This window comes from Amycolatopsis magusensis (assembly GCF_017875555.1).
Taxonomy (GTDB): Bacteria; Actinomycetota; Actinomycetes; order Mycobacteriales; family Pseudonocardiaceae; genus Amycolatopsis; species Amycolatopsis magusensis.
Genome location: NZ_JAGGMS010000001.1, coordinates 8,434,887 through 8,454,488 on the forward strand (window position 1 = coordinate 8,434,887; position 19,602 = coordinate 8,454,488).

At 72.0% G+C, this 19,602-nt stretch carries 18 protein-coding genes; 7 read left to right on the forward strand and 11 right to left on the reverse strand.

Annotated elements, in window-relative coordinates; genetic code table 11:
• Positions 1-330: 330 nt before the first annotated feature.
• The 3 genes from JOM49_RS37860 to JOM49_RS37870 form a co-directional block, all read right to left on the reverse strand.
• Positions 331-858, reverse strand: coding sequence for a regulatory protein RecX (locus JOM49_RS37860; RefSeq protein WP_209672099.1), 528 nt, complete (start codon positions 856-858; stop codon positions 331-333).
• 247 nt (positions 859-1,105) lie between these two features.
• Complete coding sequence (recA, locus tag JOM49_RS37865) at positions 1,106-2,149, reverse strand: recombinase RecA (protein WP_209668999.1); 1,044 nt, start codon at positions 2,147-2,149, stop codon at positions 1,106-1,108.
• Positions 2,150-2,361: 212 nt separating this feature from the next.
• A complete protein-coding gene (locus JOM49_RS37870) occupies positions 2,362-2,556 on the reverse strand; it encodes a DUF3046 domain-containing protein (protein WP_209669001.1) in 195 nt (64 codons plus the stop codon).
• A 33-nt stretch (positions 2,557-2,589) separates the two neighbouring features.
• Between JOM49_RS37870 and JOM49_RS43955 the strand changes: the two genes are divergently transcribed.
• On the forward strand, positions 2,590-2,712 hold the full coding sequence (locus JOM49_RS43955) for a hypothetical protein (RefSeq protein ID WP_281068344.1): 123 nt from the start codon (positions 2,590-2,592) through the stop codon (positions 2,710-2,712).
• A 121-nt stretch (positions 2,713-2,833) separates the two neighbouring features.
• Here JOM49_RS43955 and JOM49_RS37875 read toward each other — a convergent pair whose 3' ends face one another.
• The gene (locus JOM49_RS37875) at positions 2,834-4,786 is read right to left on the reverse strand and encodes an Hsp70 family protein (RefSeq protein WP_209669003.1); all 1,953 of its coding nucleotides are present in this window, start codon (positions 4,784-4,786) and stop codon (positions 2,834-2,836) included.
• A gap of 121 nt (positions 4,787-4,907) precedes the next feature.
• Between JOM49_RS37875 and JOM49_RS37880 the strand changes: the two genes are divergently transcribed.
• Complete coding sequence (locus tag JOM49_RS37880) at positions 4,908-9,539, forward strand: ATP-dependent helicase (RefSeq protein ID WP_209672101.1); 4,632 nt, start codon at positions 4,908-4,910, stop codon at positions 9,537-9,539.
• A gap of 52 nt (positions 9,540-9,591) precedes the next feature.
• Entirely contained in the window at positions 9,592-10,092 is a 501-nt protein-coding gene (gene def / locus JOM49_RS37885) for a peptide deformylase (protein WP_209669005.1), read from the forward strand.
• A gap of 19 nt (positions 10,093-10,111) precedes the next feature.
• Here def and JOM49_RS37890 read toward each other — a convergent pair whose 3' ends face one another.
• The 4 genes from JOM49_RS37890 to JOM49_RS37905 form a co-directional block, all read right to left on the reverse strand.
• Positions 10,112-11,185 carry a GNAT family N-acetyltransferase gene (locus tag JOM49_RS37890; protein WP_209669007.1) on the reverse strand — a complete coding sequence of 358 codons (1,074 nt, stop codon included), beginning with the start codon at positions 11,183-11,185 and terminating at the stop codon, positions 10,112-10,114.
• Between the two features lie 77 nt (positions 11,186-11,262).
• A complete protein-coding gene (locus JOM49_RS37895; protein ID WP_209669009.1) occupies positions 11,263-11,901 on the reverse strand; it encodes a VOC family protein in 639 nt (212 codons plus the stop codon).
• Positions 11,902-11,951: 50 nt separating this feature from the next.
• Entirely contained in the window at positions 11,952-12,716 is a 765-nt protein-coding gene (locus tag JOM49_RS37900) for a maleylpyruvate isomerase family mycothiol-dependent enzyme (protein ID WP_209669011.1), read from the reverse strand.
• Positions 12,716-13,105, reverse strand: a complete 390-nt coding sequence (locus tag JOM49_RS37905; RefSeq protein ID WP_245369608.1) for an SAV_6107 family HEPN domain-containing protein — start codon at positions 13,103-13,105, stop codon at positions 12,716-12,718. Before JOM49_RS37905 ends, JOM49_RS37900 begins: the two co-directional genes overlap by 1 nt.
• A gap of 258 nt (positions 13,106-13,363) precedes the next feature.
• Here JOM49_RS37905 and JOM49_RS37910 point away from each other — a divergent pair, with 258 nt between their 5' ends.
• The 3 genes from JOM49_RS37910 (at position 13,364) to JOM49_RS37920 (ending at position 14,782) form a co-directional block, all read left to right on the forward strand.
• On the forward strand, positions 13,364-13,885 hold the full coding sequence (locus JOM49_RS37910) for a YbaK/EbsC family protein (RefSeq protein ID WP_209669015.1): 522 nt from the start codon (positions 13,364-13,366) through the stop codon (positions 13,883-13,885).
• Positions 13,882-14,457 carry a GNAT family N-acetyltransferase gene (locus JOM49_RS37915; protein ID WP_209669017.1) on the forward strand — a complete coding sequence of 192 codons (576 nt, stop codon included), beginning with the start codon at positions 13,882-13,884 and terminating at the stop codon, positions 14,455-14,457. Before JOM49_RS37910 ends, JOM49_RS37915 begins: the two co-directional genes overlap by 4 nt.
• Positions 14,458-14,617: 160 nt before the next feature.
• Positions 14,618-14,782: a hypothetical protein gene (locus JOM49_RS37920; RefSeq protein ID WP_209669019.1), complete on the forward strand. Its 165-nt coding sequence runs from the start codon at positions 14,618-14,620 to the stop codon at positions 14,780-14,782.
• A 36-nt stretch (positions 14,783-14,818) separates the two neighbouring features.
• Here the strand turns inward: JOM49_RS37920 and JOM49_RS37925 are convergent, their stop codons facing one another.
• Positions 14,819-15,736: a DMT family transporter gene (locus tag JOM49_RS37925; RefSeq protein WP_209672103.1), complete on the reverse strand. Its 918-nt coding sequence runs from the start codon at positions 15,734-15,736 to the stop codon at positions 14,819-14,821.
• 173 nt (positions 15,737-15,909) lie between these two features.
• Entirely contained in the window at positions 15,910-16,878 is a 969-nt protein-coding gene (locus JOM49_RS37930; protein WP_209669021.1) for a threonine ammonia-lyase, read from the reverse strand.
• A gap of 81 nt (positions 16,879-16,959) precedes the next feature.
• Here JOM49_RS37930 and JOM49_RS37935 point away from each other — a divergent pair, with 81 nt between their 5' ends.
• Positions 16,960-17,853: a LysR family transcriptional regulator gene (locus tag JOM49_RS37935; protein WP_209669023.1), complete on the forward strand. Its 894-nt coding sequence runs from the start codon at positions 16,960-16,962 to the stop codon at positions 17,851-17,853.
• A gap of 52 nt (positions 17,854-17,905) precedes the next feature.
• Here the strand turns inward: JOM49_RS37935 and JOM49_RS37940 are convergent, their stop codons facing one another.
• Complete coding sequence (locus tag JOM49_RS37940; RefSeq protein ID WP_209669025.1) at positions 17,906-19,579, reverse strand: DUF885 domain-containing protein; 1,674 nt, start codon at positions 19,577-19,579, stop codon at positions 17,906-17,908.
• Positions 19,580-19,602 lie beyond the last annotated feature (23 nt).

Below are 19,602 nucleotides of genomic sequence, written 5' to 3' on the forward strand. Positions count from 1 at the left end.
CTGCCATCTCGAGGCAAGATCAACAAATATGATGTCGCCCGACAGCAAGCACCTGGATGCACAGATATTCTACCGCCATGGGATTTCAGGCAGAAGTCGCGGCGGAGCAGAATAAGGAGAAGCCGCTGATTTAGGCGTGGTCAGCGAGCCTATCGATTGAGATCATTATCCTGCACCTTGCACCCTTGACCCCCAGTCAAGTGGCTTCGGAAGTTAGAGGACGACGAGCACGCCAGCGGCCGCAGCGCGCGACCTGCACGATCTGGTAGCAGGTCGTGCAGGTCGCGTCGCCGACTTGAAGACCGAGGTCATGCAAGTGGAGTTATGCAGTTAGTCCGGGACGGCGTTGTCCAGGAGGGTGGCTTCGGCGCCGAATTCGCGGAGTTCTTCGCGGATGACGGTGTAGGCGAGGCCTTGGGAATAGCCCTTGCGCGCCAGGGTGCCGAGCAGGCGGCGAATGGCGGTTTGTTCGTCGACGTTTCCCAGGGAGCGCAGGCGTTTGCGCACCAGCTCCCGTGCCTTCTGTTCTTCGGCTTCGCGGTCGACCTCGCCTGCCGCCTGGACGGCGATCTCGGCGTCCACGCCTTTGCGCTTCAATTCGGCGACCAGTGCGTGGCGGGCCAGGCCCTGGTTGTTGTGCCGTGACCGCACCCACACCTCGGCGAAGGCGGCATCGTCGATCAGGCCGGCGTTGTCCAGCTTGCCGAGGATGGTCTCGCTCGTGTCCTCGTCGAAACCCTTGCGGCGCAACGCCTGCCGCAGTTCCTCCTTGGTGCGGGGCCGCGCCGCGAGCAGGTCGAAGCAGACCTCTTTGGCCTTCTTGGCCCGCTCCTCCGGCGGCAGCTCCTCGGGGTTCACCTTCGGCACGGTTCTCCTAGTCGTTCTCACCACCGCGACCCGCCCGGCACGGGCTTCTCCGCGGTGGTGTTCATCAAGGCCCACACCCGGCCGGAAGCCGTGCGCATCAGGCCGGGCGTCGATCTCGGGCGGTGGCGCTCACCGGCGCCCGGCAGGCCACTGTGGTGCAGCCGCCGGAAGCCGTGGGCCTGGGACCCGGCACGCGTATCGGGCCGGGTCGTCGTCGGGGTGTGGCGTCAGCGAATGATCAGAAGTCGACCGGGGCGGGGGCGACGGCGTCCTCGGCGTCCAACTGGGCGCCGATGCCGAGCTTCTCCTTGATCTTCTTTTCGATCTCGTTGGCGATGTCCGGGTTGTCCAGCAGGAACTTGCGGGCGTTCTCCTTGCCCTGCCCCAGCTGGTCGCCCTCGTAGGTGTACCAGGCACCCGACTTGCGGACCATGCCCTGGTCCACGCCCATGTCGATGAGCGAGCCCTCGCGGGAGACGCCCTTGCCGTAGAGGATGTCGAACTCGGCCTGCTTGAACGGCGGCGCGACCTTGTTCTTGACCACCTTGACGCGGGTGCGGTTGCCGACCGGCTCGCCACCGTCCTTCAGCGTCTCGATGCGGCGCACGTCGAGCCGGACCGAGGCGTAGAACTTCAGCGCCTTACCACCGGTGGTGGTCTCCGGCGAGCCGAACATCACGCCGACCTTTTCCCGCAGCTGGTTGATGAACACCGCGGTGGTGCCGGAGTTGCTCAGCGCACCGGTGAGCTTCCGCAGCGCCTGGCTCATCAGGCGGGCCTGCAGACCCACGTGCGAGTCACCCATCTCGCCCTCGATCTCGGCGCGCGGCACCAGTGCGGCCACCGAGTCGATGACCAGGATGTCCAATGCGCCGGAGCGGATCAGCATGTCCGCGATCTCCAGCGCCTGCTCACCGGTGTCCGGCTGGGACACCAGCAGCGCGTCGGTGTCCACCCCGAGCGCCTTGGCGTACTCCGGGTCCAGCGCGTGCTCCGCGTCGATGAACGCGGCGATGCCGCCCCCTCGCTGGGCGTTGGCCACCGCGTGCAGGGCGACCGTGGTCTTACCGGAGGATTCCGGGCCGTAGATCTCCACCACACGGCCGCGCGGCAGGCCGCCGATGCCGAGGGCGATGTCCAGCGCGATGGCGCCGGTCGGGATCACCGCGATCGGTGCGCGGCCCTCGTCACCGAGGCGCATCACCGAGCCCTTGCCGTACTGCTTGTCGATCTGGGCCAGGGCGAGCTCGAGAGCCTTGTCCTTGTCCGGTGCTGCTGGCATGGAATTCCACCTCAGTTGGTCGTTGTCGGAGCCGGATCGGGCCGGCTTGCCTGTGGCTGGTGTCGAGCTGTCAGGCTGTCGATCCCGACGCTACGGGCCGGGTCCGACAATTTCCGGGCACTGGCCGCGATCTGTGGATCGACCATCGCGTTGTGGATGACACGATAGCCGAACACGTGTTCGAGGTTGACACCGACACGCCCTGGCGTCGTTCACCTGCGTTCGGCGGGGACGTCGAAGGCCGCGCAGACCTCCTGCCAGATCTCCTTGGCCGGGATCCCGGCGGCCAGCGCCTGCTCCACCGTCCGCCCGCCGAGCCCGCTGAACTGGTGATCCTTGCTCAGGGTCGCCGCCCTGGCCGCGCCGAACTCGTCCGTCATCAACCGCCGGAACATCGTGATACGCATCGCGCCCAGCGTAGACAGCGGTACCGTGAACCCATGCACTTGGCCCAGGAAATGCCCGCTTGGGGCGGTACCGCGCTGGCGATCGCCTCGGCCGCGACCCTCATCGCGGTCATCGTGGTCGGCCTCCGCGCCCTGAAGAACAACCGGCGCCGCTAGCCGCTGCCCGGTAACCGGCCACCGACTTCGCCTGATCCCCCAGCCGAACGCCAGGAGTGGGGCATTACTGGCGTTGAATGCAAGTAATGCCCCACTCATAGCATTTGCCGGGGCCCCGGGTTCACTCGCCCGGCTGAACCTGCTGCTCGAAGTAGTCCGCCAGTTCCGACGGCCCCGGCGGGTTCGCCTGGCCCTGGTCGTTGACCTGGTAGATGAAGCCGACCAGCGGCCGGTCGCTGACGGTGAAGACCAGCACCGAGGTGGCCGGGCTGGCGGCCGAGGTGTAGCGCCCCTGCAGGCCGTTGCCCTTCCAGTCCGCCTCGACCTTGTCGCTGTCGCCGCCGCCCGCGGTGTTCAGCAGCGAGTCGGTGTGCTGCTTGACCAGGTCGGCGTCCTTGGCGTGGACGTAGTTGATCTGGGTGCCCGCGCGGCCCGGCGCCGAGCAGGTGACCGCGACGCCGAGCGCGGCCACGTCCGGCGGGGCCGCCGCGCCGCGGATACCGGGTGAGCACTGCCCGTTGTCGGCCACGCGCCCGGCGAGCTGCCGCATGCACCCGGTGAGCCCGTCCGCGCCGTCCGCCTGGCCCGGCTGCGCGCACTCCTGCGCGGTGTAGGTGGTCGCCGAACCCGATGGCCAGAAGAAGAAGGCCGCCGCGGCGAGCACCACCACGGCCACCGCCGCGGAGACGCCGATGATCAGCTGTTTCTTCTTCTTGGCCGCCGCCGCGCCACCGCTGTCGCCCTGCCCGGCGAGCGAGTAGGTCGGGAAGTTCGACGGCGCGTGCTGCTGCTGGCCGCCGAGGGCCTGCTGCGGGCCGCTGGGCGGGAAGTTCGACGGGAAGTTCGGCGCGGCGTGGGCGCCCTGCTGCTGGTAGGGCCCCGGCCTCGCGGGCACGGGCTGCTGTTGCTGCGGCGGCGGACCCGGCAGCCCCGGCGTCACGGTGTGCGTACCGGTGCCGTTGGCCGCCAGGTGGCCTTCGACGTGCTGCGTGCGCATGCTGATGCCGTCGCGGGCGACGTGGTGGGCACCGAGCGCGACCGCGGTCTCCGGCTGGTCCAGGCTCGCCGGGACCACGCCCAGCTTCTCCGCGATCATGCTGCCGACCAGCGGCAGCCGCGAGGAGCCGCCGACCAGGTAGATGCCGACCAGGCGGTCCGGCGACAGCCCGGCCGAGCGCACGGTCCGCGAGAGCAGTTCGACGCTGCGCAGCATGGCCGGCCGGACCAGCGCCTCCAGTTCGGAGCGGGTGACCAGCACGTCGGCGAAGGGCTCGGGCATCGGCACCTCGGTCTGCGGGTGCCGCGAGAGCGCCTCCTTGGCCGCCTTCACGTCCTCCTGCAGCGCGCGCCGGGTGCGCCGGTCCGGAGTGGACTCCGGTCGCAGCAGCCGTTGCCAGCGCTGGGGATCCTTATGGGAGACCTCACGGCCGACGTGCACCAGCAGCGCCTGGTCCACGTCGAGGCCGCCCAGGTCGGGCAGGCCGTCCTCGGCGAGCACGGTGAACCCGTTCTGGGTGGCGCCGACCACGGCCACGTCGAAGGTGCCCGCCCCCAGGTCGTAGACGGCGAGCGCCTGGCCGGGGGCCAGCGTCTTGCCGGGGAAGGAGGCGAAGTGCGCGGCCGCGGCCACCGGCTCGGGCACCAGCGACAGGTTCGTGCCCATCCCGGCCAGCCGCGCGGCGGAGAGCAGCACGTTGCGGCGGACCGGGCCCCACTGCGCGGGGTGGGTGAGCCGGACCTCGTCGGGCTGTTCGCCGCCGAGCTGGCGGGAGGTCTCGTCGAGCACGCGGCGCAGGATCGCCGCCAGCGCCTCGCTGACCGGCACGATGTCGTTGCCCAGCAACAGGGTCTGCTCGTCCACGCGGCGCTTGGGGTTGGGCTCGAAGCGGGTCGGGTCCAGGCGGGCGCGGCGTTCGGCGTCCCGGCCGACCATCAGCGTGCCGTCCTCCCCGGCGAAGACCGCCGACGGCATGTTCGCCGAGCCGTCCACCTCGACCACGCGCGGCGCGCGCCCGTGCGCGGACAGCACGGCCACCGTGTTCGAGGTCCCGAGGTCCACCGACAGGATCCGCACGACACTCCCCTCTCCAAGCCCCCCAGCGGGACGAACGCGGTGATGTTCCCACGTCAACCACCCCGGCGTATGGCCACCCGTCAGATTCCCCGAGGCGAAATTGTCGGACCCCCGGCGCAAGATGGAGAGCGTGACCGGAGTGCTGGACCTCTTCTCCCCCGCGACCAGGGATTGGTTCGCGGGGGCCTTCGCCGCGCCCACGCAGGCCCAGGAGGGGGCGTGGCGAGCGGCACACGCCGGGGAGCACGCGCTGGTCGTGGCGCCGACCGGCTCGGGCAAAACGCTGTCGGCCTTCCTGTGGGCGCTGGACCGGCTCGCCGTGGAGCCGCCGCCGGAGAACGTGCTGCACCGCTGCCGGGTGCTGTACGTCTCACCGTTGAAGGCGCTCGCCGTCGACGTGCAGCGCAACCTGCGGGCCCCGCTGGCCGGCATCTCCCAGGCGTCGCGGCGGCTCGGGCTGCGGCCGCCGGAGATCGAGGTCGGCATGCGCACCGGCGACACCACGGCCGCCGAGCGCCGGTCGTTCCAGCGCACCCCGCCGGACATCCTGGTCACCACGCCGGAGTCGCTGTTCCTCATCCTCACCTCGTCGGCCAGGGAGTCGCTGCGCGGGGTGGAGACGGTGATCGTCGACGAGGTGCACGCGGTGGCGGGCAGCAAACGCGGCGCGCACCTGGCGCTGTCGCTGGAACGGCTGGACGCGCTGCTGCCGAAACCGGCCCAGCGGATCGGCCTGTCCGCCACGGTCCGCCCGATCGACGAGGTGAGCGCCTTCCTCAGCGGCGGGCGGCCGGTGCGGGTGGTGCAGCCGAAGCTGGCCAAGACCATCGAGGTCCGGGTCGAGGTGCCGGTCGAGGACATGGCCGATCTCGACGCGCCGCGGCAGTCACCGGGTGAGCCGGAAGCCGCGCCGGCGTTCCCGATGGACGGGGAACTCGAGCCGCCGGAGGAGATCCGGCGGCCGTCGATCTGGCCCGCGGTGGAGGAACGGGTGCTGGAGCTGATCCGCGCCCACCGCTCCACCATCGTGTTCGCGAACTCGCGGCGGCTGACCGAGCGGCTCACCTCGCGGTTGAACGAGCTGGCCACGGAAATCGGCTCCGAGCTGCAGCCGGGGCAGCGGTTCCCGGCCGAGGCGATCGGCGAATCGGGCCTGTCCACCGGGGCCGAGCCGGTGATCGCGCGGGCGCACCACGGGTCGATGTCGCGGGAGCAGCGCACGCACGTCGAAGAGGACCTGAAGTCCGGGCGGCTGCCGTGCGTGGTGGCGACCTCCTCCCTGGAACTGGGCATCGACATGGGCGCGGTCGACCTGGTGGTGCAGATCGAGGCGCCGCCGACGGTGGCGTCCGGGCTGCAACGGGTGGGCCGGGCCGGGCACCAGGTGGGCGCGGTCTCCAGCGGGGTGATGTTCCCCAAGTTCCGCGGCGACCTGGTTTCCTGCGCGGTGGTCGCCGAGCGGATGGCGGCCGGGGCGATCGAGGCGGTGCGGTACCCGCGCAACCCGCTGGACGTGCTGGCCCAGCAGGCGGTGGCGATGGTCGCGCTGGAGCCGTGGACGGTGGACGAGCTGGCCGGGCTGGTCCGCCGCGCGGCCCCGTTCGCCAGCCTGCCGGACGACGCGCTGCACGCCGTGCTGGACATGCTCGCCGGGCGCTACCCCAGCGAGGAGTTCGGCGAGCTGCGCGCGCGGATCACCTGGGACAGGGTCACCGGTGAGCTGCGCGGGCGGCCGGGGTCGCAGCGGCTGGCGGTCACCTCGGGCGGCACCATCCCGGACCGCGGGCTGTTCACCGTGATGACGCCGGGCGCGGAGGGCAGGCCGGGCTCGCGGGTGGGCGAGCTGGACGAGGAGATGGTCTACGAATCGCGGGTGGGCGACGCGATCCTGCTCGGCACCTCGTCCTGGCGGATCACCGACATCACCCACGACCGGGTGATCGTGGTGCCGGCTCCCGGTGAGCCCGCCCGCATGCCGTTCTGGAAGGGGGACGCGCAGGGGCGGCCGCTGGAACTGGGGCGGGCGCTGGGCGCGTTCGTCCGCGAACTGTCCACTTTGGAGGAATCGGCGGCCCGTGAACGGGCGGGCGCGGCCGGGCTGGACGAGTTCGCCACCGGCAACCTGCTGGCCTACCTCGGGGAGCAGCGCTCGGCCACGCGGCACGTGCCGAACGACCGCACGGTGCTGCTCGAGCGCTATCGCGACGAACTGGGCGACTGGCGGGTCATCCTGCACTCCCCGTTCGGCGGGCAGGTGAACGCGCCGTGGGCGCTGGCGATCGCCGCGCGGCTGCGGGAGAACCGCGGGGTCGACGCGCAGGTGGCGCATTCCGACGACGGGATCGTGCTCCGGCTGCCGGACGCGCTGGACGCCGAGGGCGGGGACATCCGGGTCGAGGTGGACGACGTGCTGCTGGACCCGGAGGAGGTCGAGCAGCTGATCATCGCCGAGGTCGGTGGTTCGGCGTTGTTCGCGGCCCGGTTCCGGGAGTGCGCGGCGCGGTCGCTGCTGCTCCCCCGGCGGGACCCGCGGCGGCGAAGTCCGTTGTGGCAGCAGCGGCAACGGGCGTCGCAACTGCTGTCGGTGGCGGCCAAGTACGAGCGCTTCCCGGTGGTGCTCGAAGCGATGCGGGAGTGCCTGCAGGACGTGTACGACGTCGGCGGGCTGCGTGAGCTGATGTCCGACGTGCGGTCCCGCAAGGTGCGGGTGGTCGAGGTGGAGACGCCGTCGCCCTCGCCCTTCGCGCGGAGCCTGCTCTTCGGGTACGTCGGCATGTTCCTCTACGAGACGGACGCCCCGCTGGCCGAGCGGCGGGCGGCCGCGCTGTCGCTGGACTCCACGCTGCTGGCGGAACTGCTGGGCACCGAGGCGATCCGCGAACTGCTCGACGCGGAAACGGTGGCCGAGGTCGAGCGGTCGTTGCAGCGCCTGGACGAGGATCGCCACGCCCGGCACGCCGAGGACGCCGCCGACCTGCTGCGGTTCCTCGGTGACCTGTCCGTCGAAGAGGCGGCGCGGCGTGGCATCCAGCCGGAGTGGCTGACCGAGCTGGAAGCCGCCCGGCGGGCGATCCGGGTGCGGATCGCCGGGCAGGAACGGTTCCTGGCCATCGAGGACGCGGGCCGGGTGCGGGACGCGCTCGGTGCGGCGTTGCCGGTCGGGGTGCCGGAGGCGTTCACCGAGCCGGTGCCCGATCCCTTGGGCGGGCTGCTGATCCGTTATGCCCGCACACGTGGTCCGTTCACCGCGCGGCAGGCGGCGGAGCGGTTCGGGCTGGGGCCCGCCGTGGTGACCGGTGTGCTCGATCGCCTCACCGGCGAGGGCAGGCTGGTGCGCGGTGAGCTGAGCCCGGTCGGGCATCCGGGTGAGCGCGAACCACACGATCTCGGGCTGGAGTACTGCGATTCCTCGGTGCTGCGGCGGTTGCGGCGGGCTTCGCTGGCGAAGCTGCGTGCCGAGGTCGAGCCGGTGGAACCCGCCGCGCTGGGCCGGTTCCTGCCCGCCTGGCACGGGATCGGGGCGCGGATGCGGTCGGCGCCGACCGCGGACGACGTGCTGTCGGTGGTGGAACAACTGGCCGGGGCACCGCTGCCGGCCAGTGCGGTGGAGTCGCTGATCCTGCCCAGCAGGTTGCCGGGGTACCACCCGGCGTTGCTCGACGAGTTGTCCACCGCCGGCGAGGTGGTCTGGGCGGGCTGCGGCACGCTGCCGGGCAGTGACGGCTGGCTGGCGCTGGCGCCGGCCGATGTCGCGGACCTGCTGTTGCCGGAGGTGGAGGAGAACCCGCCGGACGGGCCGCTGCACGCCGCCATCCTGTCCACTTTGGATGGTGGGGCGCTGTTCTTCCGCCAGCTGGTGGACCGGGTTTCGGTGCTGGTGGACGCGCCACCGGCCGACGGCGACGTGGTGACCGCGTTGTGGGAACTGGTGTGGGCGGGGCTGGTCACCGGGGACACGCTCGCACCGATGCGGGCGCAGCTCTCCGGTTCCGGCGCGGCGCACAAACCGCGGCGGGCGGCCCCACGCGGCCGGTACGCCCGGATGCGCGCGGCGCGGCCGGCGATGCCCTCGCGTACCGGTCCGCCGACCGTGGCCGGGCGCTGGGGGCTCACGCCCAACCGGGAGGCGGAGCCCACGCGGCGCACGCACGCGCGGACCGAGGCCTTCCTGGAACGGCACGGCGTGCTCACCAGGGGCGCGCTCGACACCGAACGGGTCACCGGCGGGTTTTCCGGGATCTACAAGGTGTTGCGGGGTATGGAGGACTCCGGGCAGGTGATCCGGGGGTACGTGGTGGAAGGGCTCGGCGCGGCCCAGTTCGCCGCCAAGGGCGCGGTGGACCGGTTGCGCGCGATGTCCGACAACGCGGGCGGGCGCACACCGGCCGGGGCGGTGGTGCTGGCGGCCACCGATCCGGCGCAGCCGTACGGTGCCGCGCTCGACTGGCCCGCGGCGGTGGGCGAGACCAAGCACCGGCCCGCCAGGAAGGCCGGGGCGCTCGCGGTGCTGGTCGACGGGGTGCCGGTGCTGTACGTGGAACGCGGCGGGCGCTCGCTGCTGTCGTTCACCGAGGCAGAACCGGCGTTGCGCGCGGCGGCGGAGGCGTTGTCCGCCGCGGTGCGGTCCGGCTGGCTGGGACAGCTGTCGGTGCAGCGGGCCGACGGGGAGCACGCGCTGACCTCCGCGCTGGCCGAAATCCTGCGGGAGGCCGGGTTCCGGGCGACGCCGAAGGGGCTGCGCCTGCGGGCCTGATGGTCTCCTAAACTGCGGGGAAAGCTGGGGACCTATCGAAGGACGAAGATTCATGGCGTTGCGAGAGCTGCGGTACTTCGGCGATCCGGTGCTCAAGACGGTCAGCGATCCGGTCACCCGGTTCGACAAGTCCACCGAGTCGCTGGTGGCCGACCTGATGGACACCGTGGCCGCGCCCGGTCGCGCGGGGCTGGCCGCGCCGCAGATCGGCGTGAACCTGCGCGTGTTCAGCTACGACGTGGAAACGCTCAAGGGGTACGTGATCAACCCGGAGATCGTCGAGCTCTCCGAGGAGACACACGAGATCAACGAGGGCTGCCTTTCCGTGCCGGAGTTGTGGTTCCCGACGGTGCGGGCGAAGCACGCCGTGGTGAAGGGCGTCGACCTGCGCAACGAGCCGATCGTGGTGGAAGGTGACGACGTGCTGGCGCAGTGCCTGCAGCACGAGACCGATCACCTCGACGGGGTGCTCTACCTCGACCGGCTCACGCAGGAGCGCAAGAAGAAGGCGTTGCGCGAGGCACGCGGCAAGGACTGGTTCTGGTCGCGCTGAGCCCGCGTCAGCGGCACGCTCAGCCTGCCGGGATTTCGATGCGGAGCACGCCTTCCTTGGCGTCCGGCTCGGGGGCGTGCAGGCCCGCGCGCAGGACGGCCCGGCGCACGGCGTCCTGACCGGGCAGGCAGACGGCGACCAGTTCGCGGTGCCCGGCGGCGGCACCCAGTTCGGCCAATCTGCCGAGCAGCGCGGTGCCGAGGCCCTTGCGCTGCCAGTCGTCCGCCACCAGCAGGGAGACCTCGGCGGGACCGCCGTTCGCCGACGGGATCAGCTGTCCGAGCGCGACCACCTCCCGCCCGGCGATGGCCAGCAGGCTCAGCCCGCGTGGCGGCATCAGCAGCCGGTGCAGCCAGCGACGCGGCACCGTGCGCAGGCCGGTGTGGTAGCGGTGGAACAGGGTGTCCGTCGAGCAGCGGGTGTGCAGCGCGAACACGGCGTCGGTGTCCGCGGGGCGGCCGGGGCGCAGCACGACCATGGCGCCGTCGGTGCAGGTGACCACCGAGGGGCCCGCCAGGTTCGCCCGCACGGCGGCGAGCAGGCCGAGCATGGCCTGCGCCCGCGCGATCTCCAGCTGCACGAACGGCGCCCAGCTGCGGCGGGCGACCAGCGCGCCTTCCGGTCCGACGGGGAAGACCCGGCGGTGACCGCCTTCGGTGCGGGCCGGGTTCGCTTCGTTCGACGGGACCAGCGTGACCATGTCCGCGGCGAGCACGTCTCGCAGCACGTCGGCCAGCTTCGCCGGGTCGTCGACCGCGCGGCCGGCGGCGGCCAGCGCGGCGGTGGCGGGTTCGACCAGCTCGCGCACGTCGGCGTCGGTGACCCCGGCGCATTCGCAGCCTTCGGCGGCGATCGCCTCGACCAGTTCGGCGCGGCCGAGACCGGGGGCCGGGCGGACCACCAGCTCGTCGAGGACCCCGCCCGGCACCGGCATGACCTGCAGGCCGAGAATGTTGCAGCCGAGGTCGGCCAGCCGGATGGTGATCCTGGCGAGGGTGCCGGGACTGTCGTCCATCCGGATCCGCAGGCGCCAGGTCGTGCCGGTGGCGGTCTCCACGGTGGTCTGCGCTGCGGTCGTTCGGCCCATGTCCATCGCCCCACGGTCCGCCCCGGTTGTTGCCGGTCGGGGGCGCGGGTGTTACCGCCGTGTCAGCGCCTGCGCACCTCGGGTCACGCCGGGGAAACAACCCGGAAGTCGTTGCCCTCCGGGTCCTGGTGCGGGCCCGGTTCGGGGCCGGTCACCTCGAAGCGCACCCTGTCCTCGACCTGCTTGGCGTCGCCGTCGAGCAGCACTTCCAGCCACGGACCGGTGCCCTCGGGTGCGCGCAGGCCGAGCTGCACCGGGTGCCGCCGGTGGATCGGCCAGCCCGTGGTGGCGGACCAGAACTCGCCCAGCCGGTCGAAGGCGGCGGGCTCGATCGGCCCGGCGTCGAGCACCACCGCCGCGAACGTGCCCGTGTACTCCGGCCGGGGTTCCAGCACGCAGAACTCGTTGCCCGCCGGGTCGGCGAGTACCTCCCACGGCAGCTCGCCGCGCTGGCCGATGTCCGCCCGCGTCGCCCCGAGCGACAGCGCTCTGTCCACAATGGACTTCTGCACCGCGGCCGACGGGCTGGCCAGGTCCAGGTGGATGCGGTTCTTCACCGTCTTCGGCACCGGCGATTCCTCGAAGGCCAGCGTGAAGTCCTTCGAGAACACCTCGACGCGACCGGGGCCGTCCGCCATGATCTGCCACTCGACCAGGTCGGACCAGAACCCGGCGACCGCCCACGGCCGCGCCACGTCGAACACCACCGCCGAGAGCCCCATGCGGCAGACCCTAGCTCGATCCACTTCCCCATGGATCCGCTACCGGTCCGCTACCGGGTGGCCAGCCGCAACAGGGCCCACAGCTGGGCGATGGCGTCGAAATCCCCGTCCTGGGTCACCGCGCCGTTGGGCAACCTGCCCCACAGCCAGAGGTAGACCGTCACCGGCGGACCGGTGACCTGCGCGTCGGCCCGCTCGGCCTCCTCCTCGGTGCAGCGCCAGGCGTGGGTCTCCCCCGGCCCGGCCCTGGCGAACCAGCTGTGGTCGCCGGTCCGCACCGCCACCGAGCTCTCCCTGGTGCCGGACAGGCCCAGCTCGAAGAGCCGGTGCCCGAACCAGAGCCGGAGCACCTCGTCCACCCCGTCGAGCGCGACGTCCTCGCCGATGTGCCCGCGCTCGCGCCCGGCGGCCTCCTCCAGGTCCACCCGGTGGACCGTGGTCTCGTGCGCCATCCGGCGCCGCCAGAAGTGGTAGGTCTCGTCCTCCGGCCACCAGGTGGAGGCCCATTCGCCGGGTGGGTGGGCCACCAGCCGGGCGTGCAGCTCACGCAGGCCGGCGCCCAGGTACTCCTCGGTCGATTGCCCCTCGCCGGGCTCGCGCTGCCAGTGCTCAGGCGGCTCGCCGGTGTCCAGCCGCCCGGTCACCACCCGGTACACACTGCCCACGTGACGCAACAGCCCGTCGGTGCTGAAGCCGGGACAGGAGGGCACCGGCGCTTCCGGCGCGGTCGTGCGCGCGAGCTCGCTCAGCGACTCGCCCTCGGTAGCGATCACGTCCAGCAACCGGCCGGGATCGACGAGGTCGTGCCGCCACATCAACTGCTCCCGTGCACAGCCCGGCGAGCCAGCTCGAGGAACTGCGCGCTCTGCTCGACCAGCTCGTCCGCCGTCTCCGCGCTGGGGCGGCGGCTGGTGCCGGCCAGCAGGGCGGCCTGCGCCGCGGAGTTGGCGGCGAAGAACAGCGCCCACTCCTTCAGCTCGGGCACCGCCGTCTCCAGCAGCACCCACACGCTGGCCGGTCTGGCGCGGCCCCGGTGGGGGCGGCCACGCGCGGCCACCACCGCCGCGGCCGACTTGTGCGCGGCCAGGTAGGCGGACACGAAACGCTCGGCGGGGTCGGTCTCCTGGCTCGCCTCGGTCAGCGCCCGCCGGGCTCTGGCGAGCAGGGAGACCGCGGCGGGGGGTGCGGGTGGCCGCAGGGACATCGGCAGCATCGTCTGCGCGGCGCACACTCGTGAAGTGATCGCTGAGGACATGAGCAGCCTTTCGCTTTCCCCGGTGCGTCCCGGGCTGGCGGCGGCACCCGGCGACGAAACGCTTCCCCCGCCCCGCCGCCGGGTACCTGTCCGGCGGGCGCCCACCGGACGTCGAACGTATGTTCGAACTCCACAGTAACCCGTACCCGGCGATTCGCCAAGTGCCACCGCTGCGCCGGTCCGGGGGCTCGTGATCTGATGGATGGCATGAGCACCTTCGACCACCCCGCGATCGCCAAGGTGGCGGCCGCGCTCGCCGAAGCCGGCCTGCCCCACGCCGCCGAGGGCATCCGGATCCTGCCCGCCGACGCCCGTACCGCCGCGCAGGCCGCCGAAGCGCTCGGCGTCGAGGTCGGCGCGATCGCCAACAGCCTGGTGTTCCGCGCCACCTTCGCCGACGGCGACCGCCCGCTGCTCGCGCTGACCTCCGGGGCCCACCGCGCCAACGTGGCCACGCTCGCCGGACTGGCCGGCGCTTCGGCCGTGGGCAAGGCCGACCCGGCGTTCGTCAAGGAGCACACCGGCCAGGTGATCGGCGGCGTGGCGCCGGTCGGGCACCCGGCGAAGCTGACCACGCTGGTGGACACCGCACTGGCGGCCCACGAGGTGGTGTGGGCCGCCGCCGGGCACGCGAAAGCCGTGTTCCCCACCACCCACGCCGAACTGCTCGCGCTCACCGGGGGTCGTGCGGGCGCTTTGGCCGGCGCGCGGGAGAATCCACACCCGTGACCGCGACCTCTTCCGGCTACACCCGGTTCGCCCGTCTCTCCCAGGCGGAGTTCCGGGCGCGGCTCCCCGAAGCGCTCGACATCTACGTCAGCGCGATGCGCTACCCCGACGGCACGGCCGAGCAGCGCGCCCCCATGTGGCTCACGCACGCGCTGCGCGAGGGCTGGCGCTGCATCGCCGCGCTGGACTCCGACGACACGCTGCTCGGGCTCGCCTACGGCTACCGGGGCAGCGTCGGGCAGTGGTGGCACGAGCAGGTGCGCCGCGGGCTGCTGCAGCGCGACGGTCAGGAGGCCGCCGACCGGTGGCTCGGCGACTACTTCGAGCTGACCGAGATCCACGTGCGACCGGACCAGCAGGGCGCGGGCATCGGCGAGGACCTCCTGCGCCGCCTGCTCGACGGGGTGCGCAACCAGCGGGTGCTGCTGTCCACCCCGGAGGGCACCAGCCGGGCGTGGAAGCTCTACCGCCGGGTCGGGTTCGTCGACGTGCTGCGGGACTACTACTTCGCCGGTGATCCGCGCGCGTTCGCCATTCTCGGGCGCACGCTGCCGCTGGAGCCACCGCGGTAGCAGCGGATTGAACGCTGTTTGTTCGACAGAAATCAGCTGACGAACTCCTCCGCCATTCGGCAAGATGTCCTCTTCGGACCGAAGAATGTAACGTCGCACGGCAGCACGACGACTCTGGTGAGCGAATCGAATTGCCGCGCGATGCCCGAGGGGGAAGAGAATGCCCGAGCAATTCACCAGGCCGCTGCTCGTGCTCGGCACACCGGGCGAGCAGCGTCGCGACGGGGACCGCCACGGACGGCGGGAACCCGAGCGCGAGGACCCGGACCGGCTGAGCCGCGCGCTGCACGCGCTGGCCACCCAGGTCCGCCAGTTGAGGCGCTGACCGGGGCCCGGACCGGCGGCCGGGCCCCGGCCGCACTCAGCCCCGCCTGGCCGTGGTGCCGCCGGCGGGCAGTGACGCCACCGCCAGCGCGCCGACCAGCAGCGCCGCCCCGAGCCAGCCGGTCAGGCCCAGCCGTTCACCCAGCAGCAACGCCGCCAGCAGGGCGGCGACCAGCGGTTCCAGCAACGCGGCCAGCGCCGCCACCACCGGGTGCGCGGTGCGCAGGCCGCGGAAGTAGGCCGCGTAGGCCACCGCGGTCGGCAGCACCGCCAGGAACAACGCCGCGGCCACCACCTCGGGCCGCCAGTCCGCCGACAGCGCCGTGCCCAGGCTCAGCGGTAACAGCAGGATCCCGCCGGTCAGGCACCCGAACGCGATGGTGGGCAGGGGTGCCAACCCCGGCACCGGCTTGCCGTTGACCAGCGTCAACACCGCGAAACCGGCTCCGGCGCCCAGTGCGCAGGCCAGCCCGCCGACCAGCCTGCCGCCGGTGACCACCCCGTCCGAGGACGAGGTGAGCAGCACCAGTCCCGCCAGCGCGATGGCCACCGCGACCAGCGTGGGCACGGCGGGCAGGCGCCGGTCTCGGACGGTGGTGGCCACCGCGACGAACACCGGCACGCTGCCGATCGTGGTCATGGTCGCCACGCTCACCGAGGTCAGTGCCACCGAGGCGAAATAGCTCACCTGGAACACCGCGAGCAGCACGCCGACAACGAGCAACCGAACCAGTGCCGCGCGACCGCGCGGCACTACGCGCAATTGACCGGTCACTGCCAGATACCCGATGGCGCAGATTCCGCCGAACAACAGCCGGCACCCGGCGACACCCAGTGGATGCAGATTTCCTCGCGCGGTGAGAAATGCGCCGGCGAGACCGCCGGTACCCCACAGCACACCCGCGGTGATCAACGCGCCCACCGCTCGTTCTTTGGCGGGCGCGGTTACGGAAATGGACAAGAAGAACACGCTCCAACATCGAAGGAACTCGGCAATTCCGACGTGCGGGGCGAAGTGGTCGTCACGAAGACGCCGTGCGGGGCTCAGCCCGGTGCACGGCTCGTCAGCGCCCCGCTCAGGAGCGCGGGGGTGGGGTGACGAGGAAGACCCGGTGCATGCGGGCCAACCTACCCGATCACCGCCGGGCGGCCCATCCGATTGAGGTCCGCCTCACCGGCGTTGCCCCCGCTGCAGACCACCGCGACGGTCCGCCCGGCGAACCGTTCCCGGTGGGCCAGCAGCGCGGCGAGCGCGGCGGCACCGGCGCCCTCGGCCACGGTGTGCGCGGCCCGCAGGTAGAGCCGCTGCGCTTCCTCGATGTCACTGTCGTCGACCAGCACGAAGTCGGCGAGCCGGTCGCGCAGGAGCCGCTGGGTCAGTGCGAAGCCGGAGCCGGTCGCCAGGCCCTCGACGGTGGTCCGGTTGGGGCGGTCGACCAGTTCGCCCGCGCGCCAGGAGTCGTGGGCCGCGGGTGCCGCCGCCGACTGCACGGCGATCACCTCGCACTCCGGCGCCAAGGCCGCCGCGACCAGTGTGGCCGCGGCCGCCCCGGTCCCGCTGCCGACCGGGACCAGCACCACGTCGAGTTCGGGTTCCTGCTCGAAGAGCTCGAGGTAGGCGGTGGCGACCCCGGCGATGATCTCCGGTTCGTTGGCCGCGCTGACCAGCCGCATACCGCGTTCGGCGGCGAGTTGTTCCGCGTGGGCGCGGGCCTGCTCGAACCGCTCGCCGTGCTCGACCAGTTCCGCCCGCAGGTCGCGGACCGCCTGCGCCTTGGCCGGATTGGGGTGTTCCGGCATGACGATGGTGCACCGCACACCGTGGTGGGCGGCGGCGTGGGCGAGCGACTGCGCGTGGTTGCCGGTCGAGTAGCCGAGCACCCCGCGCTCCCGCTCCGCCGGGTCGAGCGAAGCGAGCAGGTTGAGGCCGCCACGCACCTTGAAAGCGCCGGTGGGCTGGAGGTTCTCGTGCTTGACGCGGACCCTCGCGCCGGTCGCCGCGTCGAGCGCGGGGTACGCCGACAGCGGGGTCGGCGCGAGCAGGGAACGGAGGAGCCGGCGGGCGCGCAGCGCGTCGGTGATGGTCGGAAGCCGCATGTCCCCACCGTCGCAGCGGCCGATCCATAGGTCCAATGGAAATTTGTCAACAAATCATCGATGAGATCTATAGTTGAGCGCGTGTTCGATCTCGTCCGCCTGCGGGTGCTGGTGGCGGTCGCCCGGGAAGGTTCGGTGACCGCGGCCGCTGACGCGCTGCACTACGCGCAGCCGTCGGTGAGCCACCACCTGGCGCGACTGGAAGCCGAGGCCGGGGTGCCGTTGCTGCAGCGGGCAGGGCGAGGTGTCCGGCTCACCGAGGCCGGAGAACTGTTGGTGCGGCGGGCCGAGGAAATACTGGGGCAGGTCGAGTCGGCGCGAGCGGAACTGGCCGCGCACGCCGGTTTGCGCACGGGACGGGTCCGGCTCGCGGCCTTCCCGACCGCGCTGGCGACGCTGGTCCCGGCGGCGGCCGCGTGGCTGGCCGCCGAGCACCCCGGCGTCGACCTGGCGCTCACCGAGGCCGAGCCGCCGGAAGCGCTGACCGCGTTGCGCAACGGCGATGCCGACGTGGCGCTGGTGTTCGAGCACGACCACGAGCCGGACCTGCGGAACGTGCGGATGACGCCGCTGCTGGAGGAGCCGCTGTACGCGGTGACCGCGGCCGATCGTGACTGGGCGGGCCCGCGCGCGGAACTGGCGACCTACGCCGGGGAACGGTGGATCGCGGGCTGCCCGCGGTGCCGGGCGCACCTGGTGAAAGCGTGCGCGGAAGCGGGTTTCGAGCCGGAGATCACCTTCGAGACCGACGACTACGTCGCCGTGCAGGCACTGGTCGCGGCGGGACTGGGGGTGAGCACGCTACCCGGCCTGGCGTTGCTGGCGAACCGGAACACAGCCGTGCGCACCGACCGCCTTCCCGGTCACCTGCGCCGAGTTCTCGTTGCCACCTATGGGAAACCGCCGCTACCGCTCCCCGCTCAGGCGCTCACCGATGCGCTCACGGCCACCGCCACGACCCCGCGATGGCCGTGAATGTGGCTTTCACGGCGGAATTCGCCGTGAAAGCCACATTCACGGCACTGACTCAGTCGAGGCGGGCCAGTTGCTCGCGCAGGGTGTCCAGGCCCATGCCGCCGAGTGCGAGCGCCTTGGTGTGGAACTCCTTGATGTCGAAGGAATTCCCCTTGCGCGCCCGCGCCTCCTCACGCGCGGCCAGCCACAGCCGCTCGCCGAGCTTGTACGACGGCGCCTGCCCCGGCCAGCCGAGGTACCGGTCGATCTCGTCGTACACGTGTGCTTCGTCGGTGATGGTGCGGGTCAGCATGAACTCCAGGCCCAGTTCGGGCGTCCAGCGCTCCCCCGGGTGGAAGTCGGCGTCGGCCGGGATTTCCAGTTCCAGGTGCATGCCGATGTCCACGATCACCCGTGCGGCGCGGAAAAGCTGCTCCGACAGCATGCCGAGCAGGTCGCCGTCGTCGTCCAGGTAACCGAGGTCCTGCATCAGCCGCTCGGTGTAGAGCGCCCAGCCCTCGGCGTGCCCGGAGGTGAACGCGATCATGCGCTGGTACTTGTTCAGCGAGGCCGACTGGTACACCGCGGTGGCGATCTGCAGGTGGTGCCCCGGCGCGCCCTCGTGGTAGACGGTGCTGACCTCGCGCCAGGTGGTGAACTCGTCCTTGTCCGCGGGCAGCGACCACCACATCCGGCCGAAACGGCTGAAGTCCTCGCTCGGCGAGGTGTAGTACGCGCCGACCCCGCCACCGGGCGGCGCGATCTTGCACTCCAGCGCCATCACCGCGTCGGGGATCTCGAAGTGCTTGCCACGCAACGACTTCAGCGCCTCATCGGACAGATTCTGCATCCAGGCTTCGAAAGCGTCCCGGCCCCGCACGCGGTAGCGCTCATCGGCGTCGAGCGTGGCGGCCGCCTCGGCGAGCGTCCCGCCCGGCTTGATCCGGTCGGCGACCTCGCGCATTTCCGCTTCCAGGCGCAGGAATTCCGCCCAGCCCCAGGTGTAGGCCTCCTGCAGGTCCAGCTTCGCGCCGACGAAGAACCGGGACCACAACTGGTAGACCTCTTCGCCGACGGCGTCCTTCGTCGGAGCGACCGGCGCGAGTTCGGCCCGCAGGAAACCGGCGAGTTCGGCGTACGCCTCTTCGGCGAGCCGGGCCCCGCGCTCGAGTTCCGGCGTGCGTTCCGGCGCGCCGTCGATCAGCGTGCTGAAGTAGCCCTTCTTGCCATGCAGCCCGGCCCAGGTTTCCGCCTGCTCGGCGACCTTGCTGACCTGGCGCAGCGCGGCCACCCGGCCGGCGTCGGCCGCGGTCAGCAGCGAGGAGCGCAGGCCGTCGAGGCTATCCGGCACCGCGGCCATCCGGGTGGCGATCCGCTGCCAGTCCTCGGCGGTTTCGGTGGGCATCAGGTCGAAGACCATGCGCAGGTCCTGCACCGGGCTCGCGATCACGTTCAGCGCGGACAGGTCCAGCCCGGCGTCGTGGATCTCCAGCTCCAGCCCGATCCGCTCGAGGAAGACCGCCTTCGCCGCGCGCTCGCCGTCGTCGGCGGGTTCGGCGGCCTGGACCGCCTCCAGCGCGCGGCGGGCCAGCGTCGCGCGGGCGGTGTACCCGGCGGGCGAGTAGTCGGTCAGCTTGTCGTCGTGCCCGGCGATGCCGAACACCGTCGCGGCGACCGGGTCGGCGGCGGCGAGGTCGTCGACGTAGCGGTCGCAGATCGCGTGCACGCCCTGTTCAGTGGAAACCATGTGGCGCACGCTACCTGGCGCCG